General features: G+C 72.7%; 26 protein-coding genes. 18 read left to right on the top strand and 8 right to left on the bottom strand.

Annotation, left to right across the window (positions count from 1 at the left end; genetic code table 11):
• Positions 1 to 100: 100 nt before the first annotated feature.
• The 8 genes from ACIQZO_RS29675 (at position 101) to ACIQZO_RS29640 (ending at position 6,982) form a co-directional block, all read left to right on the top strand.
• On the top strand, positions 101 to 1,195 hold the full coding sequence (locus ACIQZO_RS29675; protein ID WP_403631731.1) for a segregation/condensation protein A: 1,095 nt from the start codon (positions 101 to 103) through the stop codon (positions 1,193 to 1,195).
• Positions 1,196 to 1,254: 59 nt separating this feature from the next.
• A complete protein-coding gene (scpB, locus tag ACIQZO_RS29670; protein ID WP_403631819.1) occupies positions 1,255 to 1,827 on the top strand; it encodes an SMC-Scp complex subunit ScpB in 573 nt (190 codons plus the stop codon).
• Entirely contained in the window at positions 1,827 to 3,251 is a 1,425-nt protein-coding gene (locus ACIQZO_RS29665; protein WP_403631729.1) for a pseudouridine synthase, read from the top strand. Before scpB ends, ACIQZO_RS29665 begins: the two co-directional genes overlap by 1 nt.
• A 161-nt stretch (positions 3,252 to 3,412) precedes the next feature.
• Positions 3,413 to 4,021 (top strand): nicotinamide riboside transporter PnuC, encoded by a 609-nt coding sequence (gene pnuC, locus ACIQZO_RS29660; protein WP_403631726.1) that lies wholly within the window; start codon positions 3,413 to 3,415, stop codon positions 4,019 to 4,021.
• The gene (locus ACIQZO_RS29655) at positions 4,018 to 5,097 is read left to right on the top strand and encodes an AAA family ATPase (RefSeq protein WP_403631723.1); all 1,080 of its coding nucleotides are present in this window, start codon (positions 4,018 to 4,020) and stop codon (positions 5,095 to 5,097) included. The genes pnuC and ACIQZO_RS29655 overlap by 4 nt, the downstream gene beginning before the upstream one ends.
• Complete coding sequence (locus ACIQZO_RS29650) at positions 5,094 to 5,822, top strand: NUDIX hydrolase (protein ID WP_403631721.1); 729 nt, start codon at positions 5,094 to 5,096, stop codon at positions 5,820 to 5,822. Before ACIQZO_RS29655 ends, ACIQZO_RS29650 begins: the two co-directional genes overlap by 4 nt.
• Positions 5,819 to 6,829 carry an ADP-ribosylglycohydrolase family protein gene (locus ACIQZO_RS29645; protein ID WP_403631719.1) on the top strand — a complete coding sequence of 337 codons (1,011 nt, stop codon included), beginning with the start codon at positions 5,819 to 5,821 and terminating at the stop codon, positions 6,827 to 6,829. The genes ACIQZO_RS29650 and ACIQZO_RS29645 overlap by 4 nt, the downstream gene beginning before the upstream one ends.
• 21 nt (positions 6,830 to 6,850) lie before the next feature.
• Positions 6,851 to 6,982 carry a hypothetical protein gene (locus ACIQZO_RS29640; RefSeq protein WP_403631716.1) on the top strand — a complete coding sequence of 44 codons (132 nt, stop codon included), beginning with the start codon at positions 6,851 to 6,853 and terminating at the stop codon, positions 6,980 to 6,982.
• On the opposite strand, the gene ACIQZO_RS29635 is transcribed toward ACIQZO_RS29640, so the two are convergent.
• The 3 genes from ACIQZO_RS29635 to ACIQZO_RS29625 form a co-directional block, all read right to left on the bottom strand.
• A complete protein-coding gene (locus ACIQZO_RS29635; RefSeq protein ID WP_403631713.1) occupies positions 6,971 to 7,651 on the bottom strand; it encodes a DNA polymerase beta superfamily protein in 681 nt (226 codons plus the stop codon). The two genes, ACIQZO_RS29640 and ACIQZO_RS29635, sit on opposite strands and share 12 nt — an antisense overlap.
• 28 nt (positions 7,652 to 7,679) lie before the next feature.
• Positions 7,680 to 8,159, bottom strand: a complete 480-nt coding sequence (locus ACIQZO_RS29630) for a Rieske (2Fe-2S) protein (RefSeq protein WP_403631711.1) — start codon at positions 8,157 to 8,159, stop codon at positions 7,680 to 7,682.
• Positions 8,160 to 8,240: 81 nt separating this feature from the next.
• Positions 8,241 to 8,582 (bottom strand): DUF952 domain-containing protein, encoded by a 342-nt coding sequence (locus ACIQZO_RS29625; RefSeq protein ID WP_403631708.1) that lies wholly within the window; start codon positions 8,580 to 8,582, stop codon positions 8,241 to 8,243.
• A 59-nt stretch (positions 8,583 to 8,641) separates the two neighbouring features.
• Here ACIQZO_RS29625 and ACIQZO_RS29620 point away from each other — a divergent pair, with 59 nt between their 5' ends.
• From ACIQZO_RS29620 to der, 5 genes are all read left to right on the top strand, one after another.
• Positions 8,642 to 9,172, top strand: a complete 531-nt coding sequence (locus ACIQZO_RS29620) for a YidB family protein (RefSeq protein WP_403631706.1) — start codon at positions 8,642 to 8,644, stop codon at positions 9,170 to 9,172.
• A gap of 131 nt (positions 9,173 to 9,303) precedes the next feature.
• Entirely contained in the window at positions 9,304 to 10,392 is a 1,089-nt protein-coding gene (locus ACIQZO_RS29615) for a prephenate dehydrogenase (protein WP_403631704.1), read from the top strand.
• Between the two features lie 124 nt (positions 10,393 to 10,516).
• Positions 10,517 to 11,224, top strand: coding sequence for a (d)CMP kinase (gene cmk, locus ACIQZO_RS29610; protein ID WP_403631701.1), 708 nt, complete (start codon positions 10,517 to 10,519; stop codon positions 11,222 to 11,224).
• Complete coding sequence (locus tag ACIQZO_RS29605) at positions 11,179 to 11,868, top strand: lysophospholipid acyltransferase family protein (protein ID WP_403631698.1); 690 nt, start codon at positions 11,179 to 11,181, stop codon at positions 11,866 to 11,868. Before cmk ends, ACIQZO_RS29605 begins: the two co-directional genes overlap by 46 nt.
• A 76-nt stretch (positions 11,869 to 11,944) precedes the next feature.
• Positions 11,945 to 13,402: a ribosome biogenesis GTPase Der gene (gene der, locus ACIQZO_RS29600; RefSeq protein ID WP_403631695.1), complete on the top strand. Its 1,458-nt coding sequence runs from the start codon at positions 11,945 to 11,947 to the stop codon at positions 13,400 to 13,402.
• A gap of 25 nt (positions 13,403 to 13,427) precedes the next feature.
• Here der and ACIQZO_RS29595 read toward each other — a convergent pair whose 3' ends face one another.
• Positions 13,428 to 13,796, bottom strand: a complete 369-nt coding sequence (locus ACIQZO_RS29595; protein ID WP_403631692.1) for a hypothetical protein — start codon at positions 13,794 to 13,796, stop codon at positions 13,428 to 13,430.
• Positions 13,797 to 14,006: 210 nt separating this feature from the next.
• Positions 14,007 to 14,804 (bottom strand): hypothetical protein, encoded by a 798-nt coding sequence (locus ACIQZO_RS29590; RefSeq protein ID WP_403631689.1) that lies wholly within the window; start codon positions 14,802 to 14,804, stop codon positions 14,007 to 14,009.
• A gap of 295 nt (positions 14,805 to 15,099) precedes the next feature.
• Between ACIQZO_RS29590 and ACIQZO_RS29585 the strand changes: the two genes are divergently transcribed.
• The 3 genes from ACIQZO_RS29585 (at position 15,100) to ACIQZO_RS29575 (ending at position 17,488) form a co-directional block, all read left to right on the top strand.
• The gene (locus ACIQZO_RS29585) at positions 15,100 to 15,849 is read left to right on the top strand and encodes a transglycosylase family protein (protein ID WP_403631687.1); all 750 of its coding nucleotides are present in this window, start codon (positions 15,100 to 15,102) and stop codon (positions 15,847 to 15,849) included.
• A 102-nt stretch (positions 15,850 to 15,951) separates the two neighbouring features.
• Positions 15,952 to 16,482, top strand: a complete 531-nt coding sequence (locus tag ACIQZO_RS29580) for a hypothetical protein (protein ID WP_403631685.1) — start codon at positions 15,952 to 15,954, stop codon at positions 16,480 to 16,482.
• Between the two features lie 37 nt (positions 16,483 to 16,519).
• Positions 16,520 to 17,488 carry a helix-turn-helix transcriptional regulator gene (locus ACIQZO_RS29575; protein WP_403631682.1) on the top strand — a complete coding sequence of 323 codons (969 nt, stop codon included), beginning with the start codon at positions 16,520 to 16,522 and terminating at the stop codon, positions 17,486 to 17,488.
• Between the two features lie 292 nt (positions 17,489 to 17,780).
• Here ACIQZO_RS29575 and ACIQZO_RS29570 read toward each other — a convergent pair whose 3' ends face one another.
• Together ACIQZO_RS29570 and ACIQZO_RS29565 are read right to left on the bottom strand one after the other, a co-directional pair.
• Positions 17,781 to 18,887, bottom strand: coding sequence for a phosphatase PAP2 family protein (locus ACIQZO_RS29570; RefSeq protein ID WP_403631681.1), 1,107 nt, complete (start codon positions 18,885 to 18,887; stop codon positions 17,781 to 17,783).
• 241 nt (positions 18,888 to 19,128) lie between these two features.
• Positions 19,129 to 20,238, bottom strand: a complete 1,110-nt coding sequence (locus ACIQZO_RS29565) for a hypothetical protein (protein ID WP_403631678.1) — start codon at positions 20,236 to 20,238, stop codon at positions 19,129 to 19,131.
• A 298-nt stretch (positions 20,239 to 20,536) separates the two neighbouring features.
• Here ACIQZO_RS29565 and ACIQZO_RS29560 point away from each other — a divergent pair, with 298 nt between their 5' ends.
• Positions 20,537 to 22,207, top strand: coding sequence for an MFS transporter (locus tag ACIQZO_RS29560; RefSeq protein ID WP_403631676.1), 1,671 nt, complete (start codon positions 20,537 to 20,539; stop codon positions 22,205 to 22,207).
• Between the two features lie 282 nt (positions 22,208 to 22,489).
• Positions 22,490 to 23,662 (top strand): acyl-CoA dehydrogenase family protein, encoded by a 1,173-nt coding sequence (locus tag ACIQZO_RS29555; RefSeq protein WP_403631674.1) that lies wholly within the window; start codon positions 22,490 to 22,492, stop codon positions 23,660 to 23,662.
• Between the two features lie 9 nt (positions 23,663 to 23,671).
• On the opposite strand, the gene ACIQZO_RS29550 is transcribed toward ACIQZO_RS29555, so the two are convergent.
• Positions 23,672 to 24,121 (bottom strand): cell division protein SepF, encoded by a 450-nt coding sequence (locus ACIQZO_RS29550; protein ID WP_052875748.1) that lies wholly within the window; start codon positions 24,119 to 24,121, stop codon positions 23,672 to 23,674.
• Positions 24,122 to 24,162: the final 41 nt, after the last annotated feature.

Raw genomic sequence — 24,162 nt, 5'->3', positions numbered from 1 at the left:
GTGATACGCCGGGGAGCGCGGGGGAGCCCGTAGGCTGCTGGTCGGCCGCGGCCACGGCGCCCGGCCCTCCACGCCGCCCCCATGCACCTCCTGGACCGCGATGCCCCTCCCCGCCGAATCCGGCCGACCGACCCGGCGCGTACTGGGCCGAGGCCCCGGCGCCCCCGACACGGCCCGGCGACCGGATGCGTACGACGGGGGAGCGGACCGCGAAATCCCTGAGGCGCCCGCTGCGCGCCCCGCGCCGACGGCGGGCGGTACCGAGCCGGAACGTTCCCCCGGGCCCGCAGGTGGGCAGCAGGAGCCTCCTGAGTCCCACCCGGAGCCGGCCCCGGATGTCGAGCCGGACGTACGCCCGGAGGCGGCGGACCCCGCGCCCCCCTCCACCCCCACGGGCGGCGACGGCCGCTTCACGCTGCGGCTCGCCAACTTCGAGGGCCCGTTCGACCTGCTGCTCCAGCTGATCTCCCGGCACAAGCTCGATGTGACCGAGGTCGCGCTGTCCAAGGTCACCGACGAGTTCATGTCCCACATCCGGGCCATGGGACCCGACTGGGACCTCGACCAGACCACCGAGTTCCTCGTCGTCGCCGCCACCCTCCTGGACCTCAAGGCCGCCCGGCTGCTGCCGGTCGCCGAGGTCGAGGACGAGGCGGACCTGGCCCTGCTGGAGGCCCGGGACCTGCTCTTCGCCCGCCTGCTCCAGTACCGCGCCTACAAGCAGATCGCCGAGATCTTCGAGCGGCGCGCGGAGGCCGAGGGCAGGCGGTACCCGCGGACCGTGGGGCTGGAGCCGCACCACGCCGACCTGCTGCCCGAGGTGGTCATCAGCATCGGGCCGGAGGGGTTCGCCCGGCTCGCGGTGAAGGCCATGCAGCCCAGGGCCAAGCCCGAGGTGTACGTGGACCACATCCACGCGCCCCTGGTCAGCGTGCGGGAGCAGGCCGGGCTCGTGGTGCTGATGCTGAAGACGCGCGGGGCGGCCACCTTCCAGGAGCTGACCGAGGACGCCGAGGACACCCTCACCGTCGTCGCGCGGTTCCTGGCCCTGCTGGAGCTCTACCGGGAGAAGGCGGTCGTCCTCGATCAGGAGGAGGCCCTGCAGACCCTCACCGTGCGCTGGAGCGGCGGGGACGGCGACGGCATGCCGACCGTGACCGACGAGTTCGACCAGATCGTGGAGGCGAAGGATTGAGCGGCGACGTGAGCGCGGTGGCCGCGCTGGAGCTGAAGCCGGCCCTGGAGGCCGTCCTCATGGTGGTGGACGAGCCGGCGACCGAGGCGCACCTGGCCAAGGTGCTCGAGCGGACCCCGCGCGAGGTCGCGCGGGCGCTGCGGGAGCTGGCGGACGAGTACACCGCCGCGCGCCGGGGCTTCGAGCTGCGGCTCGTGGCCGGGGGCTGGCGGTTCTACACCCGGGCGCAGTACGCGCCGGCCGTGGAGGGCTTCGTACTGGACGGCCAGCAGGCCCGGCTGACCCAGGCGGCGCTGGAGACCCTGGCGGTCGTCGCGTACCGCCAGCCGGTGAGCCGATCGCGGGTTTCGGCGGTGCGCGGAGTCAACTGCGACGGGGTCATGCGGACCCTCCTCCAGCGGGGTCTGGTGGAGGAGGCGGGGACGGAACCCGAAACAGGTGCGATCCTGTACAGGACGACGAACCACTTTTTGGAGCGGATGGGCCTGCGCGGCCTTGATGAGCTCCCGGAGCTCGCGCCCTTCCTCCCCGAGGCGGAGGCGATCGAAGCCGAGACGCAGGAAGGTGTTCCGTCGTTCGATCCGGACGCACCGGACACAGATGCAGACGACGACAAGACGACGGAACTTTGATGCGAAGCAGCGGCAACGGCAACGGTGGCGGCAACAGGAACAGCGGCGGCGGCGGCGGTGGCGGCGGGCGCGGTAACTCCCGCGGCGGCTCCTCCAGCGGCGGCGGTGGCTACCGCGGGAGCGGCTCCGGCGGTGGCAGCGGCTCCGGCGGCGGCTCCCGTGGCGGCAGCTCCGGCGGCTCCCGCGGGGGCTCCTCCGGCGGCGGCTACCAGGGCGGTTCCCGCGGTGGCAGCTCCGGCGGATCCGGCGGCGGCCCCCGCGGTGGTTCCTCCGGCGGCTACCAGGGCGGTTCCCGCGGTGGCAGCTCCGGTGGTTCCTCCGGCGGCTACCAGGGCGGTGGCGGCTACCAGGGCGGCGGCTCCGACTCGCGCGACCGCGACCAGCCGGCCCCCCGCATCCGCAACCCGCGTCCCGAGGAGCGCCGCTACGACGTAGGCCCCGAGGGCGAGCGCAACGGACGCAGCGGCCCCAAGGCGGGCGGCGGCGGTGCCCGTGGCGCTGCGGCGCGCGGTGGCGCCAAGGGCGGTCCCCGGACCTCCCGGACCCCCGGCATCGGCGGCGCCGGCGGCCCGCGCAGCGGCCCCGGCAGCCGCAGCGGCCAGTCCCGCCCGCGTGAGCTGGAGGCGCGCATCGAGGAGCGCGTGCGCGACCGGTACGCCGACAAGCCCGTGGTCAAGACCCCGAAGACCTTCCCGGGTGCCGAGGAGGAGGGGGAGCGCCTGCAGAAGGTGCTCGCCCGCGCCGGCATGGGTTCGCGCCGCGCCTGCGAGGAGCTCATCGAGCAGGCCCGCGTCGAGGTCAACGGTGAGATCGTGCTGGAGCAGGGCAAGCGCGTGCTGCCGAAGGACGAGATCAAGGTGGACGGCCTGACCGTCGCCACCCAGTCGTACCTGTTCTTCGCGCTGAACAAGCCGGCCGGTGTCGTCTCCACCATGGAGGACCCGGACGGCCGCCAGTGCCTCGGCGACTACGTCACCAACCGTGAGACCCGTCTCTTCCACGTCGGCCGGCTCGACACGGAGACCGAGGGCATCATCCTGCTCACCAACCACGGTGAGCTGGCCCACCGCCTCACGCACCCGAAGTACGGCGTGAAGAAGACGTACGTGGCCGCCATCACCGGCCCGCTGCCGCGCGAGATCGGCAAGCGCCTCAAGGACGGCATCGAGCTGGAGGACGGCTACGCCCGCGCCGACCACTTCCGTGTCGTCGACCAGGTCGGCAAGAACTACCTGGTCGAGGTCACCCTCCACGAGGGCCGCAAGCACATCGTCCGCCGCATGATGGCGGAGGCCGGCTTCCCGGTCGAGAAGCTCGTCCGGACCTCCTTCGGCCCGATCGAACTGGGCGACCAGAAGTCCGGCTGGCTGCGCCGCCTGACCAACACCGAGGTCGGCATGCTGATGCGCGAGGTCGGTCTCTAGGACGCAGACGGCCGCCGCGCAGGCGGCCGGCCCGATCACGGAAAACCCGCGATGCCCCAGGGCGCCGCGGGTTTTCCGCGTACCCGGCTTTCCCGCTTGTCGGGGACCCCGATTCCTGTTTATAGTCAACTTGACCATTAAACGGAGTGAGGGGGGTCGGCATGAGCTGGACCATGAGCTGGACCGAGGTGCTCGGCTTCGCCACCGGCGCCCTGTGCGTATGGCTGGTCGCCCGGCAGCACGTCGCCAACTGGCCGATCGGCATCGCCAACAACATCTTCTTCATCGTGCTCTTCGCCCAGGCCGGCCTGTACGCCGACGCCGGGCTCCAGATCGTCTTCATCGCCCTCGCCGCCTACGGCTGGTGGTCCTGGACCCACGGGGGTGGACCAGGATCCGCCGACTCCCTGCCGGTGCGCCGCACCACACGCACCGAATGGGCCGGGCTCGCCGCGGCGGGGGCGGTGGGGGTGCTCGCGCTCACCCTGCTGCTGAGCCGGGCCACCGACTCCACCGTCCCCTTCTGGGACGCAGCTACCACCGGGCTCTCGCTCGTCGCCACCTACGGGCAGTGCCGCAAGCTCGTCGAGTCCTGGTGGCTGTGGATCGCCGCCGACCTCGTCTACATCCCGCTCTACGCCCACAAGGGGCTCTACCTGACCTCCGCGCTCTACGTGGGCTTCCTGGCCCTGTGCGTGGTCGGACTCCTCGGCTGGCGGCGCACGCTGCCCGCGCGGGACGCCCGTACGACGGCAGGGGCGAGGGCATGACACGCCACGGGCACGGCCTGGTCCTCGGCAAGTTCTACCCGCCGCACGCCGGGCACCACCACCTCGTCCGCACCGCCCTGGACCAGTGCGAGCGGCTGACCATCCTGGTCTGCGCGGCCTCGGTGGAGTCGGTCCCGCTCGCCGACCGGGTCGCCTGGATGCGCGAGGCGCACCCCGGCGCCGAGGTCGTCGGCGCGGTGGACGACATCCCCGTCGACCTGCACGACCCGGCGATCTGGGAGGCGCACATGGCCGTCTTCCGCGGCGCGGTTCCCGGGCGGGTGGACGCCGTGTTCACCTCCGAGGCGTACGGGAGCGAGCTCGCCCGCCGGTTCGGCGCCGAGGAGGTCCTCGTGGACCGGGAACGGACGCTGTTCCCGGTCTCCGGGACGGCGGTGCGCAGTGACCCGGTCGGCTCCTGGGAGTTCCTCGGACCGGCCGTACGGGCCGCCCTGGCCCGGCGGGTCGTCGTCCTCGGCGCGGAGTCCACCGGCACCACCACGCTCTCGCGCGCCCTGGCGGACCACTACCGGCGGCGCGGCGGAGTCTGGGCCAGGACGGGCTGGGTCGCCGAGTACGGGCGCCGGTACAGCGAGGAGAAGCTGGCGGCGGCCCGCGCGGCCGACCCGGCGGCCTCCTGGGCCGACGTGTCCTTCGCCTCCGAGGAGTTCCCGGTCATCGCGCGCCGCCAGGACGCGGACGAGGAGCAGGCGGCCCGGCTCGGCTCCCCGGTGCTCTTCTGCGACACCGACTCCTTCGCGACCGGGATCTGGCACGAGCGGTACATGGACGGCCGCAACGCGGAGGTCGAGCGGATCGCCGCCCTGACCCGGCGGGACCTGTATCTGCTCACCGACCACGCCGACGTGCCATTCGAGGACGACGGACTGCGGGACGGGCCCCAGCTGCGGCCCTGGATGACCGAGAGGTTCCGGGAGGAACTGGAGCGCACGGGGAGGCGTTACCTCGTCGTGCGCGGCGAGCGGGCGGCCCGGCTGGAAACGGCCGTCCGGGCCGTGGACGGACTGCTGGCCGAGGGCTGGCACTTCAGCGACCCCCTCCCGGAGAACCGATGACCGCCGGCTATGACCCGCACGCCTTCGAGCCGTTCGCGGTGACCGTCGACCTGGCCGTGTTCACGGTGCGCGGCGGAGCCCTGCACGTCCTGCTGATCCGACGCGGTCAGCAGCCGTACGCCGGGGCCTGGGCGCTGCCCGGCGGTTTCGTCCTGCCGCGGGAGTCCGCCGAGACCGCCGCCCGCCGCGAACTGGCCGAGGAGACCGGTCTGTCGGAGCAGCTCGTCGCGGCGCTCCACCTGGAGCAGCTGCGCACGTACAGCGAGCCCGACCGGGACCCCCGGATGCGGGTGGTCTCGGTGGCCTTCACCGCCCTCGTACCGGACCTGCCGGAGCCGGCGGCGGAGGGCGGCGGCGACGCGGCGCACGCCCGCTGGCTCGCCCTGGAGGAGGTCTCGGAGCTGGCCTTCGACCACGCGCTGATCCTGGCGGACGCGCGGGAGCGGATCGGCTCGAAGCTGGAGTACACCTGCCTCGCCACCGGCTTCTGCCCGCCCGAGTTCACGCTCGGCGAGCTGCAGGCCGTCTACGAGACCGTCTGGAACACCACTCTCGACCGCCCCAACTTCCGCCGCAAGGTCCTCACGACACCGGGATTCGTCGAGGCCGTGCCGGGTGCGGCCCGGCTGACCGGCGGCCGCGGCAAACCGGCCGCCCTCTACCGGCCCGGTCCGGCGACCACCCTCCATCCACCCCTGCTGCGACCGGAAGGATCCTCCCGATGACCAAGCGAGCCGCGACCGGCGCCATGATCGGCCTGGCCCTGGGCGACGCCCTCGGCTTCCCGACCGAGTTCAACGACGTGCCCTCGATCCTGGCCAAGACGGGCCCCTGGCGCGAGATGGGCCTGCCGCGCCCGGCGATCGTCACGGACGACACCCAGATGACCCTCGCCCTGGCCCGCGGCATCCGCACGGCGGCCGAGCGGGGCCGGGTGGGTCCGCTGCGCCTGAACCGGCCGGTCCGCGAGGAGTTCGTCGAGTGGTACCACTCCCCGGAGAACAACCGGGCCCCCGGCCGCACCTGCATGACGGCCTGCCGGCTGCTGAACACCCCGGAGCGGGACTGGCGCGACGCCAGCCAGATCGGCTCCAAGGGGTGCGGCGCCAACATGCGCGTGGTCCCGGTCGGGCTGGTGCCGGACTGGACCGAGGAGGAGCGGGCCGGCGCCGCACAGCTCCAGTCCGCCCTCACCCACGGGCACCCGACCGCGCTCGCCGCCTCCGACCTGACCGCGCGGGCGGTGTACCTGCTGGCCGAGGGCACCGAGGTGACGGGGCTCGTCGGACGGCTGCGCTCCTACGCCCTGGAGAACCGCACCCGCTACCACGAGCGCTGGCTGGGCGACCTGTGGATGCGGACCGCGTCCGACGCCTCCCCGGAGTCCTTCATCGCACGGGGCTGGGACGAGTGCCTCACGGTCCTGGACCGTCTGGCGGCCGCCCTGCGGTTCCCCTCCCCGGAGACCGACCCCTGCCTGACCACGGGCGACGGCTGGATAGCCGAGGAGGCCCTCGCCACCGCCCTGCACTGCTTCCTGCTCTTCCCCGACGAGCCGCTGACGGCGCTGCGCCGGGCCGCCTGCACGCGGGGCGACTCCGACTCCATCGCCTGCCTCGCCGGCGCCTTCGCGGGAGCCCACCTCGGCGCGGACGTCTGGCCCCGCGAGTGGGAGGGCCGCATCGAGTACCGGGACGAACTGCTGGCCTTCGGCGCGCTCTGGGATGCTTGATCCCTGCTGGATCCAGCAGGGATGCGCCGAGTCCCGACCACACCCCCGTCGTACCTGGCCGCCCTGATCGAGGCCGAGGCGGCCGCGGAGCACGGCTCGGCCCACGACGCGCTCGACGCGTTCGTCGTACGCCGGCGCACGCTACACGGCTGACGCGCGCCGGGTGCGGACCAGGAAGTCCTGCACCCGGGCGTGGTCGGGCTCCTCGGGCAGGGCGGTGGTGGCCAGGGCCGCGTCCGTCTCCTGCTGGAGGCGGGCCATCCAGGCGTCGACCTCCTCCCAGGTCCGCTCCCCGCGGCGGACCGCGAGGAGGCGGTCGCGGTGCGGGCCCGCATCGATGGTCAGGCGGCCCGTGCGCAGGAGGTCACGGCAGGACAGCAGCAGGCGCAGCAGGTGCATCGCGTGCTTCCAGCGCGGGGCGCCGTGGACGCGGACGTCCGCGAGGAGTTTGCCGCGCTGGGAGGCCGCGTACCGGCTGAAGCTGGTGTGGGCCCGGCGGGAGAGGAAGGCCGCGCGCAGGGCGAGCAGCTCCTCGCCGATCGGTGTGACCTCTTCGACCAGGGGGGAGTGCAGGCACTCCAGGATGTTCGGGTTGGCCCGCAGGGCGAGTTCGCAAAAGCGCTCCAGCTCCCAGGAGAACTCCTCGTCCCGCGGGCCCTCCACGTGCGTGGGGGGCTTCTCGAACCGCCAGAACAGCGGCGTCGGGGCGAGGTAGACACCGCGCAGGTCGGTGTCGCTCGCCTCCGTCGCCAGTCCGAACGCCCGGGAGCCCATCACGCACCGGTACACCGTGTGGTCCCGTACCAGCGTCAGATCGTCCATCCGGGGAGCGTAGGCGTGTGACCTGCCGCTATGCGAGCGAGATATTGCCGTCCGTCGCGACCTTGATCTTCTTCTCCGCCAGCCCCTTGGTAGCCGGACCCTTGGTCACCGCGCCGTCGGCGATCGCGAACTTGCTGTCGTGGCAGGGGCAGTCGATGGTGCCGTCCGCCACCTTGTTGACCAGGCAGCCCTGGTGCGGGCAGACCGCCGTGAAGCACTTGAAGGTGCCGGCCTTGGGCTGGGTGACCACGACCTTCTCGTCCTTGAAGACCTTGCCGCCGCCCACCGGCACGTCCGCCTTCTTGGTGAGCGCCTTGTCGGTGGCCGGGGCGCCCGCTTCCGAGCTGGCCGGAGCGGGGGCGCTGGGCGGGGTGGCAGGGCCGCTCGCCTCGCTCTGGGCGGCGCTCTCACCGCTACCGCTGCCGCAGGCGGTGATCACGCCGCCGGTCAGAGCGGCCGCGCCGATCGTCAGTACCGTGCGCCGGGCGGTGTGCGTGAGGTCACTCATGAGTCTCTCCTCGCTTCGTGGCCGGATGGCGTGCAGCATCCTGGCCTGCGGCGGGCCTCAGGTGAAGCCTGCCGCGCCGGTTCATCGGCCCGGTTCCCATGGGGACAGTGAGGTGGGAGTGCCGGGTGTGCGTACGACCTCCCACACGTGGACCACGGCCTCCCGGTTCAGCGGACCGTGCACGTGCGGGTATCGGCCGCCGGTTTCACTCGCCCGGCGTACCTCGGAGGTCAGCGCGCCCTCGTCGAGCTCCACCGCGAGCAGGATCCCGGGTACCGCCCGGTAGTGCGCGTCGGCGATCGCGAGCGCCGTGGAGCGGTCCGCCGAACAGTGGACGAACCCCTCGGCCTCCAGCGAGGGCGGGGCGTACGCCAGCTCGGGCGCGGCCGCCCAGTCGGTGAGCGGGACGATGTGGAAGATCATGACGATCGTTCTACCGCAACGGTCGAAGCCGTGTGCGCCAGGTGGCGGCACGCCCCACTGTGGGTGACATTGTCCGTGTCTCGAAGCCGGGTACGCCGCTGTCCGCGCGTCCCGGTCCCTCTTCGAAAGGCATGACGATGGCGGGTAACGACCTCGGCTCTCTTCTCGGCGGCCTCCTGGGCGGCAGCGGCAGCGGCAGTGGTGGCCAGGGCGGGAGCGGTGGCGGCGGCAACATCCTCGGTGCCCTGCTCGGCGCGCTCATGGGCGGCGCGGGAGGCGCGGGCGGTGCCCAGGCCGGCGGGAACAACCCGCTCGGCGGGCTGATGGACATGCTGACCAAGTCGGGCCTCGCCGACCAGGCCCAGTCCTGGATCGGCACCGGCGACAACCAGGCGGTCAGCGGCGCCCAGATCGCCGAGGCGCTGCCGGACGAAGCCCTCCAGAAGGCGGCCGCACAGGCCGGCGTCAGCCCGCAGGAGGCCGCCGACCAGATCGCGCAGGCGCTGCCGACCGCCGTCGACAGGCTGAGCCCGCAGGGGCAGCTCCCGACCGGTTCGCTGGAGGACATCATCCGGCAGCAGAAGGTCTGACCTGCCGGCAGCAGCACACCCGGGCCCGGCCGCCGTCCCACGGGATGGGCGGTCGGGCCCTCGTGCCGCACGGGCTGGATACCCTGGCCGGACAGCCCGTCAGCTCGCCTTTCGTCACCCTGGAGTGCCTCGTGAGAACCGCCGTCGTCATCGGAACCGGACTGATCGGCACCTCCGCGGCGCTCGCCCTGACCGCCCGCGGGATCACCGTCCACCTCTGCGACCACGACCCGGACCGGGCCCGTACCGCGGCCGCCCTCGGCGCCGGCACCGACGAGGCCCCGCAGGAGCAGGTCGACCTCGCGATCGTCGCCGTGCCGCCGGCCCACGTGGCCGCGACCCTGGCCGACCTGATCGGACGCGGGGTCGCACGGGCCTACGTGGACGTCGCCAGCGTCAAGGGCGGACCGCGGCGGGAGCTGGCGGCGCTCGGCGTGGACGTCACCGCCTACATCGGGACCCACCCGATGGCCGGCAAGGAGCAGTCGGGCCCGCTCGCCGCCACCGCAGACCTCTTCGAGGGCCGCCCGTGGGTGCTGACCCCCAACCGGGACACCGACCACGAGGTGCTCAACCTCGCGCTGGAGCTGGTGGCCCTGAGCCGGGCCGTACCCGTGGTGATGGACGCCGACGCCCACGACCGGGCGGTGGCGCTCGTCTCGCACACCCCGCAACTGGTCTCCAGCATGGTCGCGGCCCGGCTGGAGGAGGCCGACGAGACGGCGGTGCGGCTGTGCGGGCAGGGCATCCGCGACGTGACCCGGATCGCGGCGTCGGACCCGCGGATGTGGGTGGAGATCCTCTCCGCCAACCCGGGACCGGTGGCCGACGTCCTCGCCGGGATCGCCGCCGACCTGGAGGAGACCGTGGAGGCGCTGCGCGGCCTCCAGTCCGGCGACGTGGACAAGCGCCGCGGCGGGGCCGCGGGCATCGAGGACGTGCTGCGCCGCGGGAACGCGGGCCGGGTCCGGGTACCGGGCAAGCACGGCGCCGCTCCCACGGTCTACGAGACGGTGGCCGTGCTCATCAGCGACCAGCCCGGCGAGCTGGCGCGGATCTTCGCCGACGCGGGACGGGCCGGGGTCAACATCGAGGACGTACGGATCGAGCACGCGACGGGCCAGCAGGCCGGCCTCGTCCAGCTCATGGTGGAACCGAGGGCGGTGGCCGGCCTGACCGCCGAGCTGCGCGAGCGGGGCTGGGCCCTGCGGCAGCAGTAGCGGGCAGGTTCTGCGGGCCCCATGGAACACGGCGGGGACGGGGGCCGTCCGGGGCCGGTAACCTTGGGGAGGGGCGCTTTGACGCGCCCGGACACGTACGCGCAACCAGGAAGGTGCCCGCACCGTGGAAACCGCAGCTCCGTCCGCCGTGATCGTCGCCATCGACGGTCCCTCCGGCACGGGCAAGTCCAGCACCTCCAAGGCCGTGGCCGCCAAGCTCGGGCTGCGCTACCTGGACACCGGTGCCCAGTACCGGGCCATCACCTGGTGGATGATCACCAACGGCGTGGACACCGACGACCCGCAGGCCATCGCGATCGCGGCGGGCAAGCCCACCATCGTCTCCGGCACCGACCCGGCCGCCCCCACCATCACCGTGGACGGCCTCGACGCGGCGGGTCCCATCCGGACCCAGGAGGTCACCTCCAGGGTCAGCGCCGTCAGCGCCGTCCCCGAGGTGCGCACCCTGATCACCGACCTTCAGCGCTCCATCGCCGCCGAAGCGGCCCAGGAGGCCGAGGGGATCGTCGTCGAGGGCCGGGACATCGGCACCACCGTCCTGCCCGAGGCCGACCTCAAGATCTTCCTGACCGCCTCCGCCGAGGCGCGCGCCGCCCGGCGCAGCGGAGAGCTCCGGGGCAAGGAGGCCGCCGACCTCGCGGCCACCAAGGAAGCGCTGATCAAGCGCGACGCGGCCGACTCCGGCCGCAAGACCTCCCCGCTGGCCAAGGCCGACGACGCCGTCGAGGTGGACACCACCGAGCTCACGCTCGACCGGGTGATCGAGTGCGTCGTGACGCTCGTGGAAGAGAAGCGGGCGGTCCGCAAGTGAGCGAAGCGCCCTCCCTCAAGGGTGCGGCGGTCGGCAGGCGCATCGGCATCGGGCTCATGTACGGGCTGTGGAAGCCGCGCGTACTGGGGGCCTGGAAAGTGCCCGCCTCGGGCCCCGTCATCCTCGCCGTGAACCACTCGCACAACATCGACGGCCCCATGGTGATGGGCACCGCGCCCCGACCCCTGCACTTCCTGATCAAGAAGGAAGCGTACGTGGGCCCGCTCGGCCCCTTCCTCGAAGGGATCGGCCAGGTCAAGGTCGACCGCGGCGGACCCGACCGGACGGCGATAGGCCGCGCCCTCGGAGTGCTCGACAATGGAGGGGCCCTGGGGATATTTCCCGAGGGCTCCCGGGGCGAGGGTGACTTCGCCTCGCTGCGCGCGGGCCTCGCGTACTTCGCGGTCCGCAGCGGAGCTCCCATCGTGCCCGTGGCCGTTCTCGGCAGCGGGGACACCCCGGGGCGCGTCGTCAAGGGCCTGCCGGCCCTCAAGAGCCGGGTCGACGTCGTCTTCGGCTCGGCCTTCGACGCGGGGGACGGCAGTGGCCGCCGGACCCGTACCGCGCTGGACGAGGCCACCGTACGCATCCAGGACCGGCTGACCGCCCACCTGGCCGACGCCAAGCGCCTCACCGGGCGCTGAGCGAGACTTGAAACCAGTAGTGGAACCGCGCTGCGCGGATACCACCGACCACCACGAACGACGAGGAACGGACTTCATGAACGACCAGCACGACCACGGAGCACTTGGCGACGCCGAGTACGCGGAGTTCATGGAGCTCGCCGCGGAAGAGGGCTTCGACATCGAAGACGTCGAAGGCGCGATCGAGGATGCCGGCCACGGCCCGCTTCCCGTCCTCGCCGTCGTCGGCCGCCCCAATGTCGGCAAGTCGACCCTGGTGAACCGGATCATCGGCCGCCGGGAGGCGGTCGTCGAGGACAAGCCCGGCGTCACCCGCGACCGCGTCACGTACGAGGCCGAGTGGGCCGGCCGTCGCTTCAAGGTCGTCGACACCGGCGGCTGGGAGCAGGACGTCCTCGGCATCGACGCCTCCGTCGCAGCCCAGGCCGAATACGCCATCGAAGCCGCCGACGCGGTCGTCTTCGTCGTGGACGCCAAGGTCGGCGCCACCGACACCGACGAGGCCGTCGTCCGGCTGCTGCGCAAGGCGGGCAAGCCCGTCGTCCTGTGCGCCAACAAGGTCGACGGCCAGAGCGGCGAGTCCGACGCGGCCTCCCTGTGGTCGCTCGGCCTCGGTATGCCGCACCCGGTCTCCTCGCTGCACGGCCGCGGCACCGGCGACATGCTGGACGCCGTCCTCGAAGCCCTGCCCGAGGCCCCCGAGCAGACCTTCGGCGTCGCCCCCGGCGGCCCGCGCCGCATCGCGCTGATCGGCCGCCCGAACGTCGGCAAGTCCTCGCTCCTGAACAAGGTGGCGAAGGAGGACCGCGTCGTCGTCAACGAGATGGCCGGCACCACCCGCGACCCGGTCGACGAGCTGATCGAACTCGGTGGCATCACCTGGAAGTTCGTCGACACCGCCGGTATCCGCAAGAAGGTCCACCTCCAGCAGGGCGCCGACTACTACGCCTCCCTGCGCACGGCCGCCGCCGTCGAGAAGGCGGAGGTCGCGGTGATCCTCATCGACACCTCCGAGTCCATCAGCGTCCAGGACCAGCGCATCATCACCATGGCCGTCGAGGCGGGCCGCGCGATCGTGATCGCGTACAACAAGTGGGACGAGCTCGACGAGGAGCGCCGCTACTACCTCGAGCGCGAGATCGAGACCGAGATGCAGCAGGTCTCCTGGGCGCCCCGGGTGAACGTCTCGGCGCTCACCGGCCGCCACATGGAGAAGCTGGTCCCGGCGATCGAGGCGGCCCTGGCCGGCTGGGAGACGCGCATCCCCACCGGTCGGCTGAACGCCTTCCTCGGTGAGGTCGTCGCCGCTCACCCGCACCCGATCCGTGGCGGCAAGCAGCCCCGCATCCTGTTCGGTACCCAGGCGGGCAGCAAGCCGCCGCGGTTCGTCCTCTTCGCCTCCGGCTTCCTGGAGCACGGCTACCGGCGCTTCATCGAGCGCCGCCTGCGCGAGGAGTTCGGCTTCGAGGGCACCCCGATCCACATCTCGGTGCGGGTGCGCGAGAAGCGCGGCGCCCAGCACAAGAAGAAGTAGGAGCCGGGCGGGGGACCCCGAGGGGTCAGTGACCCCGGCGTGGAGCGGGCGGCAGGGCCGCCGGGATGTGCGTCATCCCGGTCTGGTGCTGCCGCCCGTCGGCGTATCCGGAGCTGCCCGCGTACGAGTACGCCGCCTGCGTCTGCGGGGCTGGGGTGTAGGTGGGCTGCCAGCCGTCGACCCGCTGCCAGGCGGAACCGCTCCAGCCGCTGCCGTACCAGCTGCCGCTCGTGTACGAACCCCCGTAGGAGAAGGCCGTGAACCCGTGGTCCTCCTCGCCCGTGCGATCGCCCGGCAGCGCCCGGAAGGCGCGCAGGTACTCCGAGTACAGCGTGTCGTAGATCGGGGTGTGCGAGACGGCCGGAGAGCTGTCCCGGTCCCGTGCGGGACGCATCGCGGGGACGGTGCTCGGGTAGGACGGGGCGCGGGAGGAGTCGTATGAATGCACGTATCAGCCAACGAAACCGGCGCTCTGCGGATGCGGGGTGACGGGGGAGCAAACACAGAAGCGCCGGGGGTGTGCGGGACGGACCGCACACTCCCGGCGCACGCCGCCCGGCCCCCTCGGCAGGGGGCTGGGCGGCCGTTCCGGTCCCGCCTCGGGTCAGGCGCCGGGCGTACCCGCCAGCGGCATCGCGGCGGCCACGAGCTTGCCCGCGGCGGCGGCCTTGTCCAGGGCGTCGCGCAGCAGGTCCTCACGGGGCTGCTGGCCGATGGAGCCGACCGGGGCGGCGTAGATGAGCACGCGCTGGGTCTTGTTGACGGCGGCCCGCCAGCCGTCGGTGACCGACAGCGCCTGGTGCGCCTGCCACCAGGCGACCTGGCCGCCGCCCTCGGCGCCCGGCTGCAGTACGGCGTGCAGCTGGCCCGCGGCGAGCAGGACCGACCAGCCGCCGAGGACGGTGGGGACCTCGGAGGTGTCGGTGACCGGGATGAACCCCTGCTCGATGAGGAGCGGCAGGAAGTCGTCGCCGGGGCCGTCGCTGCCGGGGCGGGCGATCGGCGCGGTCGGCTCGACGACCAGGGCGGGGTGCAGCTCCCCGCCGATCAGGATCAGGCCGCTGGTGATGCCGAGGACCGCCTGGCCACCGGGCACGTTCTGCGGGGCGCCGCCGGAGGCCGGGCTGTCGCCGGTGATGCTGCGGACGGCGCCCTGGAGCTGCTCCTCGGAGACCGAGACGACCTGCGAGGGGATGCAGGTGGCGTGGGCGAAGGCGAGGACCGCGGTCTCCTCGCCGACGAACAGCACGGTGCTGGTGCGGTCGTTCTCGGGGTCGCCCGGGGTGCGGCAGGAGGTGCAGTCGTAACTGCGCGGCGCGTCCTCGCCGACGAGCAGCCTGTCGGCTTCTTCGTCACCGATCTCGGCACGTACCTCATCACTGACGTCGAGCATGCGCGGCACGGTGTGGCTCCTCGGCATAGGTGCGGGTCCGGGAGGCTCCCGGCTCGCCGGGCTCAACGGTCCGGCGGCGGCCGGGGTCACGCCATTTGAGGGAACGGATTCGAACCTGGCCCCCGGAAGGGTGAACCGTCCGACCGGGGCTTTGCTTTCGCGCCAACTGTTTTCTGGTTGTGTGCAGTTGGTGCCCGGGTGTGGCCGTTTCGGATGGAGGCGGCGGTCGGCCGACCGGGTGGGGTGCGGTGAGCCGCCGTGTGGCGGGCCGAAGGTGCCGCGGCCCGCTGCGTAGCGTGACCCGATGCCCAACCACCGGACCTGCCGGGCCGTCGGCGTCGCCGTTCTCCTCGCCTGCGTGCTGGTACCCGGGACACCCCGCGGTGTCGCGGCGGCCGCGGCTCCGCCGCCACCGGCGCCGGGACCCGCGGGCGCGGCGCACCCCGGCTCGCCGGGAGTGATCGGGACCGGACCCGGGGACTGCGGACCGGGCGGGGTCTGGCCCTGGGACTGCGTGGCCGACTGCGAGAGCGGCGGGCGGTGGACGGTGAACACCGGCAACGGCTTCTACGGCGGGCTGCAGTTCTGGCAGCCGACCTGGGAGGAGTACGGCGGGCTGGCGTACGCGCAGCGAGCCGATCTGGCCGGCCGCCCGCAGCAGATCCGGGTCGCGGAGGACCTCCTCGCCTCGCAGGGCTGGAACGCGTGGCCGGTGTGCTCGAAGCGGTACGGGCTGGCGGGGCGGATGCACGCGGTACGGGAGGGGGACACGCTGGTGTCGATCTCCCGCAAGCACCGGGTGCGGGGCGGGTGGCGGGCGCTCCACGAGGCGAACCGGGAGCTGATCGGGCCGAAGCCGGAAGCCCTCGTGGTGGGCATGCTGCTGGCCCTCCCCCCTCCGGAGCCGACCGCCCCGACGCCGGTCCCGGCCGTACCGGCACCCGCACCGGTGCCTGCCCCGAAGCCCTTCCCGGCCGTACCGGCACCCGCACTGGTGCCGGTCGCTGCTCCGACCGCGACATCGCCCGCTCCACGGCCCGCCCCGGGCCCCTGACCGGCCCGGCGCGACCGTTCGCGCATTGCGCGATGCCCGGAAGGCGCTGACGCTGGAAGCGACGGGCCGAACGGCCCGCTCGGACTCCCGGTGGTGAGCCAGATGGTCCACAGCAGACACTCACGCGCACCCTCACGTATCGCGGCCTGCGCGGCGGCCGCGGTCCTGCTGGCCGTACCGGCCGTCGTGGGCGGGGCCTCGGGCGCGGTGGCGGCGGGGGCCCCGGGCCCACCGGCCGCCGCGGTGCTGATCGTGCCGGCCGCGGACGGTCCCGCGGACCCCGAGGCGGCCAAGGCGCAGGTCGAGAAGAACTGGACCGCCTTCTTCGACCCGAAGACCCCGACCGACGAGAAGGCCGAGCTGCTGCAGCACGGCGACATGCTGAAACCGCTGCTGGACGGGTTCTCGGCCGGTGCCGAGGCCGCCAAGACCTCCGTGAAGGTCACGGACGTCACCTTCACCTCGCCCACCGAGGGCACGGTGACGTACGACCTGAGCGTCGGCGGCGCGACGGAGCTCCCCGGCAGCAAGGGGGTCGTGGTGCTCGAGGACGGGGTCTGGAAGGTCTCGCTCAAGACCGTCTGCCAGCTCATCGAGGCGAGCGGCGCCGAGGCGCCCCCGCTGCTGTGCTGAGCCACGGCTGATCGCGGGGCGCTGGCAGACTCGGGGAATGCTCGACACCTCCGCACGACTGCTGCGCCTGCTCTCCCTGTTGCAGGCTCACCGCGAATGGACCGGCCCCGATCTCGCGGACCGGCTGGGGGTCACCGCGCGGACGGTGCGGCGCGATGTGGACCGGTTGCGGGAGCTCGGGTACCCGGTGAACGCCAGCCCCGGCACCGGCGGCGGCTACCAGTTGGGGGCGGGGGCCGAGCTGCCGCCGCTGCTGCTGGACGACGACGAGGCCGTGGCCGTCGCCGTGGGGCTGCGGACCGCGGCCGGGAACGGGGTCGAGGACATCGGGGAGGCCTCCGTACGGGCCCTCGCGAAACTGGAGCAGGTGCTGCCGTCACGGCTGCGGCGCAGGGTGTCCGCGCTCAACCAGTTCACCGTGCCGATGCTGCGCGGGGCGCAGCGGTCCACCGTGGACGCCTCGGTGCTGACCGAGCTGGCCTCGGTGTGCCGGGACGGTGAGCGGCTGCGCTTCGGGTACCGCGACCACGGGGGCAACGTCAGCCGCCGCACCGTCGAACCGCACCGGCTGGTGTGCACCGAGCGCCGCTGGTACCTGGTCGCCTGGGACCTGGACCGGGAGGCGTGGCGGACCTTCCGCGCGGACCGGATCGAGCCCAGGCCGCCGCACGGCCCGCGGTTCACGCCGCGCCCGCCGCCCGCCGAGGACCTCGCCGCGTACGTCTCCGAGGGCGTGTCGCAGCGGGTGTACGCGGCCCGCGCGACGGTCCGGCTGAAGGTGTCGGCGCAGGACGCGGCGCGGATCATCGGGCCGAGCGACGGAGCCCTGGAACCGGTCGACGAGGGGAGCTGCCTGCTGCGTACCGGGGCGGTGAACCTGGACGTTCTGGTGATTCACATCATGCTGCTCGGCTGTGAGTTCGAAGTGGTCGAGCCGCCTGGGCTGACGGATCGGATCAGGTGGGCACGGGATCTCCTGACCAGGGCCGTGGACCCGGAGAAGTGAAGGAAATGTAGCGGACCTGAGGGGGATTCAGCTTGCTCCGGGCAGGGGGATCGCGACAATCCCGGACATGAATTCCGGGGGAGCCGAGCCGAATTCCAAACCGTCCGCACCCCGGGCGTGTCGCGGATCGGTAAACAATTCGCGGCTGTAGATATTCTGTGACACAAGCGTGACCCGGGACGGACGAACGTCCGGGCGTGGCGCTGACGAACGCACGAAGGCGGGCCGGGTCCGAGGACCCGGCCCGCCTTCGTGTCGCGGGGGGAGGTGGTGCGTACCGTCCCCCGCCCGGTCAGCCGCCGGCGACCGGGCGGGCCGCGGCCCCCCGGGCGGCGGCCCGTTCGGTGTGCGGCGGGCGGCGGCTGCCGGCCGGGGCCGCAGGGGTCCGCTCGGAGCGGATGACGTGCGGCCGGCCGGTCGGGTGCACGGCGGGCCGGGGCGCCGCGGAGTGCACGGCGACAACGGCCGTCACGGTCGCGGTCGTCGCGGGGGTCGAGGCGGTGCCGGCCGCGGTGGCCGTTACGGGCTGCGGAACCGGCTCGGCGGCGGTGCCGGCGACACGCCGCAGCTGCCACTTGCCGCCCGCCGAGAGCAGCGGGGTGAGCGCGGAGACGACCGGCGCGGGCATCCGTCCGGTCTCGGCGCGGCGGCGCAGCAGCTCGCGCAGGGCGAAGACGTAGGCCTCGGCCCGGGCGATGAGCGGCTCGAACCAGGGGAGGGCCAGCAGGATCAGCAGGCCCGCGGACCACCCGAGCAGGACGTCGCTGACCCAGTGGGTGCCGAGGTACACGGTCGTGGCGCCGACGCTCAGCGAGACGACGGCGGACACGATGGACAGCACCCGCCGGGTGACTGCCGTGGAGGCCAGATAGGCCAGGATTCCCCAGGTCACAACGGCGTTGGCGGTGTGGCCGGAAGGGAATATATCGCCACCGGCGAAGAGCTCGGCGGATCCGATCTCCGTGGCGTAGTGCGGGCCGAGCCGGCCGAGGCCGAGCTTCACGGCGCCGACGGTGACGTTGAGCAGGAGCAGCGCCACGCCGAGGGTGATCAGCGGGCGGAGGGTGTGCTGCCGCCAGGAGCGCCAGCCGAGCCAGGCCGCGACCATGACCGCGGTGGGTCCGCGCTGGCCGAGTACGACGAGGTAGTCGAGGAAGGCGTGCAGCTGCGGCCACTGCTCGTAGGGCCGGAAGAACATGATCTGCCAGTCCAGGCGGACCAGCCAGGACGTGGTCAGCACGGCGACCACGATTGCGAGATAGAACGCGAGGGTCGATCCCAGGAGCACGACGCGGTGCCGGCTCATCTGCGGTGTTTGCAGATGAGCCGGTCGCTCTGGTTCCCGGTCCAGCCGGGCGAACACCCGCTCCAGACGGGTCAGGATTTGGTCGGTACGCACTCAATCGACGTTACCGCCCGCCACTGGTCGGCCCGGGCGAATCGCGGGCTTTGTGATGACCATGTGATGTGGAGTTGGTCTCACGCGGGACTTAATTCCCGCTATTTCGACAGCGGTTGGACACTTCTTGATCCACTGCTTCGGAAATTATTTCAGCCACTTATCCGGACTTTATTGCCCAACAGGTCATTTCTTTTGCTGAAAGTTGGTTGGGAGTGATCCATTCCGTGATGTGGGGGCTCTACGGCGGACCCGAGCCGTTCAGCCAGAACGCCCCGTAGACCGCCGAGGCCAGCGCCAGCACGCCCACCACCGCAGTCGCCCGCCCGGTCCGCCACCGCGCCAGCGCCACCGCCGGCGGCAGCACCAGCGGGAAGGCGGGCAGCAGCAGCCTGGGCTTGGAGCCGAAGTACCCGGACGCGCACAGCGCCAGCGCCACGACGATCCCGCAGTACACGAGCAGCGGCACCGGCTGCCGCTGCCGGACGCACCTGCCGTACAGCCAGAGCACCAGCGCGACCCCCGCGATCAGCCCCGCACCGGCGAGGAACGCGGACGAGGCCAGCTTCGCCCCGACGAACCGCGCGAACGCCCAGCCGCCGTCGAAGCCGTTGCCCCAGCCGCCCTGCACGTCCAGGTAGCCGAGCAGCCCGCCCCCGGTGTGCGCGCCGACCCACAGGACGTACGCCGCCGCGCCCGCCGGAGCCAGCAGGGCGCCCGCGACCGTCCGCCAGGACCGCTCCCCGCGCCGCCACGCCAGTGCGGCCGCCACCCACACCGCCGCGACCACCGCCGCGCCGACCGGGCGGGTCAGCCCCGCACCGGCGGCGAGCAGCCCGGCTGTCAGCCACCGGCAGCGCAGGGCCCCGTAGAGCGACCAGGCGGCCAGCGCGGTGAACAGCGACTCGCTGTACGCCATGGACTGCACGATCCCGACCGGCAGCGCGGCCCAGACCGCGACCGCGAACACCCCGGTCCGCCGGCCGTGGACCAGATCGGCCACCGCGAAGATCCCCCAGGCCGCGGCGAGGCCGGCGACCACCGACACCACCAGACCCGCGGAACCGTACGAGAGCCCGGTCGCCGCCGACACCGCCCGCTCCAGCCACGGCAGCAGCGGGAAGAACGCCAGGTTCGAGTGGACGTCCCCGTTCGGGAGGACCACCTCGTACCCGTACCCCTCCGCGGCGATACGGGCGTACCAGAGCGAGTCCCAGCGGGCCGACAGCAGCGTGTGCGGGCTGCTGCCGACCGCGGCGCCCCACGCCGCGAGCAGGGTCAGGCCCAGCAGCCGGACCGCGGCGAAGACGGCCAGGGCGGGCGCGGCCCGGCGAAATGCAAGATCTTTCACGGGCACGATTATCGGTGGCGCCACGCGCACGCCCCTCGGGGCCCCGGGAAGAAGCACGGGCCGTGAGCGCACGTGCACACGGGGGAAGGGCAAGGGGGAGGGGAGTGGCGCACGCCACATCGGGGCGGCTGTCGGGATGAGAGCTTGACCACGTGTCGGACAGGCGAACTCGCGTACGCTGACCGTTCACTCGCGTGTCGATGCCGGACCCCGTTGGACGCCGCACAGCGCACCACCCCCCGTGGCTCCGAAAGACGCTGGTCCGCCGAGCGCGAGGGATCACCTGGGAGGTACATGCATGTCGGGGACGAACGCGGCCGGAGTCGGGACCCCTTCCCCCTGGCAACGGATCAGCGCCGCCTCCGGCGGGGCCAACCGCTGGGTGGTCCTGGCAGTCCTCTGCGTGAGCCTGGTCCTCGTCGCGCTCGACGCGACGATCCTGCACGTGGCCGTCCCCTCCGTCACCGAGGACCTGCGCCCCGGCCCGATCGAGCTCCTCTGGATCGTCGACGCCTACCCGCTGGTCTGCGCCTCGCTCCTCATCCTCTTCGGCACCCTCGGTGACCGGGTCGGCCGCCGCCGCCTCCTCCTCCTCGGCTACGGCCTCTTCGGCGTGGCCTCCGCGATAGCGGCCCTCGCCGACAACGCCCAGGTCCTCATCGCCGCGCGCGCCCTGCTCGGCATCGGCGGCGCGATGATCATGCCCGCCACCCTGTCGATCCTGCGCCAGGTCTTCCCCGACCGGCGCGAACGGGCACTCGCCATCGGCATCTGGACCGCCGTCGCCGCCATCGGCGCGGCCAGCGGCCCGGTGCTCGGCGGCTTCCTCGTCCAGCACTTCTGGTGGGGCTCCGTCTTCCTCATCAACATCCCGCTCATGGCACTGATCCTGCCGCTCGGGCGCTGGCTCCTGCCGGAGTCGCGCGGCTCCGCGGACGGGCCGTGGGACGTACTCGGCGCGCTGATGGCCGCAGGCGGTGTGCTCGGCGCGGTGCTCGGCGTCAAGCGGCTGGGCGCAGAGCGCCGGCTCCTCGACGCCGAGGCGCTGATCCCGCTGCTGCTCGGTCTGGCGCTGCTCGTGCTGTTCGTACGCCGGCAGAGGCGGCGCGAGCACCCGTTGATCGACATGCGGATGTTCTCGCGTGCGGCCTTCTCCACCTCGGTCGCCTGCATCGTCCTCGCCATGCTGGCTCTGGTCGGCCTGGAGCTGATCGCCGTCCAGTACCTGCAGTTGGTGCTGCACCTCAGCCCGCTGGAGACCGGTCTGCGGCTGCTGCCGCTGACCTTCGCCGCGATGGCCGCGGGCGCCACCGGCTCGTACACGCTGGGCCGGATCGGGCCGCGCACGATGGTGTCGCTCGGCTTCGTCCTGACCGCCTTCGCCGTGCTGCTGCTGACGTTCATGGGCCAGCAGGACCGGCCGCTGCTGCTGACCGTCGGCTTCATCCTGCTCGGTTTCGGGCTGCAGACCACGCTGTTCGCCGCGTACGAGTCGATGCTGAGCGAGGCCCCGGCGGCCACCGCGGGCGGGGCGGCGTCGATCGGCGAGACCTCCTACCAGCTGGGCGCGGGCATGGGCATCGCGCTGCTGGGCAGTGTGATGAACGCGGCGTACCGGCCGGGGCTGGTCGGGGTGCCGGGGGTGTCGGCGGCGGACTCGGCGGGCGCGGCGAATTCTCTGGGCGAGGCGTACCAGATCGCCGCGCACCTCGGGGGGCCGGCGGGGGCCTCGCTGTACGCCGCGGCGCGACAGTCGTTCGTGCACGGGCTGCATGTGACGTTGCTGGTGAGCGCGGGGTTCTTGGTGGCGGGGGCCGTGATGGCGCTGAAGTTGCCGCGGGCGATGGAGTGCGGGGCGGGGGAGTCGGGGTCGGAGCCGGATTCGGATTCGGTGCCGCGTGATGGGGTGCGGTTGCCGGCGCAGGCGAAGGGTGAGGTGCGGGTGGCTTCGGTGGAGCAGGCGGGCTGACCCGAGTGGTCGGTCGGCGAGTGCGGCGCCGTTGCGGGGGCGCTGCCCCCGGACCACCGCGCCTCAAACGCCGGCGTGGCTGAAAGATCGCCTCAAGCGCCGGCGGGGCTGGGGATGCTGCGGTGGGGCTGAAGGATCGCCTCAAGCGCCGGCGGGGCTGGAGATGGTGCGGCGGGGCTGGAACGGTGGGGTGGGGTGGACTCGCGGGGGTTGGGCCAATAGCTTCGGGCGAGCGCAAAACTTGCGCTGCTAGGTTCTTTTCTCAGGCCGCCGGGAGGCCCCGTGTCCGCGTTCCTGCCCCTTGATCCGCTCGGGCTCGACGAGCTCCTCGGGCCCGATGACCTCGCCGTCCGGGACACCGTGCGTGCCTGGGCCGCCGACCGGGTGCTGCCGAACATCGCGCAGTGGTACGAGAGCGGCGAGCTGCCCGGAATCCGGGAGCTGGCGCGTGAGCTCGGTGCCCTGGGGGCGCTCGGGATGTCCCTTCAGGGGTACGGGTGCGCCGGGGCCAGCGCCGTGCAGTACGGGCTCGCCTGCCTCGAGCTGGAGGCCGCCGACTCCGGGATCCGCTCGCTCGTGTCGGTACAGGGCTCGCTCGCCATGTACGCGATCTGGAAGTACGGCTCCGAGGAGCAGAAGCAGCGCTGGCTGCCCGGTATGGCCGCGGGTGAGCTGATCGGCTGCTTCGGGCTGACCGAGCCCGATGTGGGCTCGGACCCCGCGGCGATGCGGACCTACGCCAAGCACGACGGCACCGACTGGGTGCTGAACGGCCGCAAGATGTGGATCACCAACGGCTCCGTGGCCTCCGTCGCCGTGGTGTGGGCGCAGACCGACGAGGGGATCCGCGGGTTCGCGGTGCCCACCGACACCCCCGGGTTCTCCGCGCCGGAGATCAAGCACAAGTGGTCGCTGCGGGCCAGCGTCACGAGCGAGCTGGTGATGGACGACGTACGGCTGCCCGCGGACGCGGTGCTGCCGCTGGTCTCCGGGCTCAAGGGGCCGCTCGGCTGCCTCAGCCACGCGCGGTACGGGATCATCTGGGGATCGATGGGCGCGGCGCGGGCCAGTTTCGAGTCCGCGCTCGACTACGCGAGGACGCGGGAGCAGTTCGGCAGGCCGATCGGCGGCTTCCAGCTCACCCAGGCCAAACTGGCAGACATGGCCCTGGAACTCCACAAGGGCATCCTGCTCGCCCACCACCTGGGCCGGCGGATGGACGCGGGCACCCTGCGGCCGGAGCAGATCAGCTTCGGCAAGCTCAACAACGTCCGCGAGGCCATCGAGATCTGCCGTACCGCGCGGACCATCCTCGGTGCCAACGGGATCTCCCTCGAATATCCCGTCATGCGGCACGCCACCAACCTCGAATCGGTGCTCACCTACGAGGGCACCGTCGAGATGCACCAGCTGGTGCTGGGCAAGGCGCTCACCGGGCTGGACGCCTTCCGGTGAGAGCCCTGCTCAGCTCTGGTTGAAGAAGTCGCGCGAGCGGCCGCCCGCTTCACCGCTGACGATCTGGGTGTCGGCCGGAGTCAGGAGGAAGACCCTGGTCGCCACCCGCTCGATCGAACCGCGCAGCCCGAAGGTCAGTCCGGCCGCGAAGTCGACGACGCGCTTCGCGTCACCCGGGTCCATCGACGACAGGTTGACGATCACCGGCACCCCGTCGCGGAACAGCTCGCCGATCCCGCGGGCGTCACGGAAACCGTCCGGGGTGACCGTCGCGATCCGGCGGCCGTGCTCCACGGCCGACTCGGAGGCCACCCGTACCCGGGGGTCGGTGACCCACTGCTCGCCGGGGCCGGCCACCGAACCCTGTGCGGCCTCCGCGTAGTCGTCGTCGTAGTAGCGCTCGTCGTCGCTGTCCTCCACGAGACCCAGCCAGGCACTCGCCTTGCGCACCGAACCCATGGACTGCCTCCTTTCACCGCGGTCAGTCTGTCTTCTCTCCG

Origin of the sequence: Streptomyces sp. NPDC097617, from assembly GCF_044761485.1 — a bacterium.
Classification (GTDB): Bacteria; Actinomycetota; Actinomycetes; order Streptomycetales; family Streptomycetaceae; genus Streptomyces.
This window is presented reverse-complemented; position numbering and strand designations above follow the sequence as displayed.

Coding starts and splice junctions, on each gene's coding strand:
- ACIQZO_RS29675 (WP_403631731.1), top strand. CDS start 101: ATGCCCCTCCCCGCCGAATCCGGCCGACCGACCCGGCGCGTACTGGGC.
- scpB (WP_403631819.1), top strand. CDS start 1,255: ATGGTGGTGGACGAGCCGGCGACCGAGGCGCACCTGGCCAAGGTGCTC.
- ACIQZO_RS29665 (WP_403631729.1), top strand. CDS start 1,827: ATGCGAAGCAGCGGCAACGGCAACGGTGGCGGCAACAGGAACAGCGGC.
- pnuC (WP_403631726.1), top strand. CDS start 3,413: ATGAGCTGGACCATGAGCTGGACCGAGGTGCTCGGCTTCGCCACCGGC.
- ACIQZO_RS29655 (WP_403631723.1), top strand. CDS start 4,018: ATGACACGCCACGGGCACGGCCTGGTCCTCGGCAAGTTCTACCCGCCG.
- ACIQZO_RS29650 (WP_403631721.1), top strand. CDS start 5,094: ATGACCGCCGGCTATGACCCGCACGCCTTCGAGCCGTTCGCGGTGACC.
- ACIQZO_RS29645 (WP_403631719.1), top strand. CDS start 5,819: ATGACCAAGCGAGCCGCGACCGGCGCCATGATCGGCCTGGCCCTGGGC.
- ACIQZO_RS29640 (WP_403631716.1), top strand. CDS start 6,851: ATGCGCCGAGTCCCGACCACACCCCCGTCGTACCTGGCCGCCCTGATC.
- ACIQZO_RS29635 (WP_403631713.1), bottom strand. CDS start 7,651: ATGGACGATCTGACGCTGGTACGGGACCACACGGTGTACCGGTGCGTG.
- ACIQZO_RS29630 (WP_403631711.1), bottom strand. CDS start 8,159: ATGAGTGACCTCACGCACACCGCCCGGCGCACGGTACTGACGATCGGC.
- ACIQZO_RS29625 (WP_403631708.1), bottom strand. CDS start 8,582: ATGATCTTCCACATCGTCCCGCTCACCGACTGGGCGGCCGCGCCCGAG.
- der (WP_403631695.1), top strand. CDS start 11,945: ATGAACGACCAGCACGACCACGGAGCACTTGGCGACGCCGAGTACGCG.
- ACIQZO_RS29595 (WP_403631692.1), bottom strand. CDS start 13,796: ATGCGTCCCGCACGGGACCGGGACAGCTCTCCGGCCGTCTCGCACACC.
- ACIQZO_RS29585 (WP_403631687.1), top strand. CDS start 15,100: ATGCCCAACCACCGGACCTGCCGGGCCGTCGGCGTCGCCGTTCTCCTC.
- ACIQZO_RS29580 (WP_403631685.1), top strand. CDS start 15,952: ATGGTCCACAGCAGACACTCACGCGCACCCTCACGTATCGCGGCCTGC.
- ACIQZO_RS29575 (WP_403631682.1), top strand. CDS start 16,520: ATGCTCGACACCTCCGCACGACTGCTGCGCCTGCTCTCCCTGTTGCAG.
- ACIQZO_RS29560 (WP_403631676.1), top strand. CDS start 20,537: ATGTCGGGGACGAACGCGGCCGGAGTCGGGACCCCTTCCCCCTGGCAA.
- ACIQZO_RS29550 (WP_052875748.1), bottom strand. CDS start 24,121: ATGGGTTCGGTGCGCAAGGCGAGTGCCTGGCTGGGTCTCGTGGAGGAC.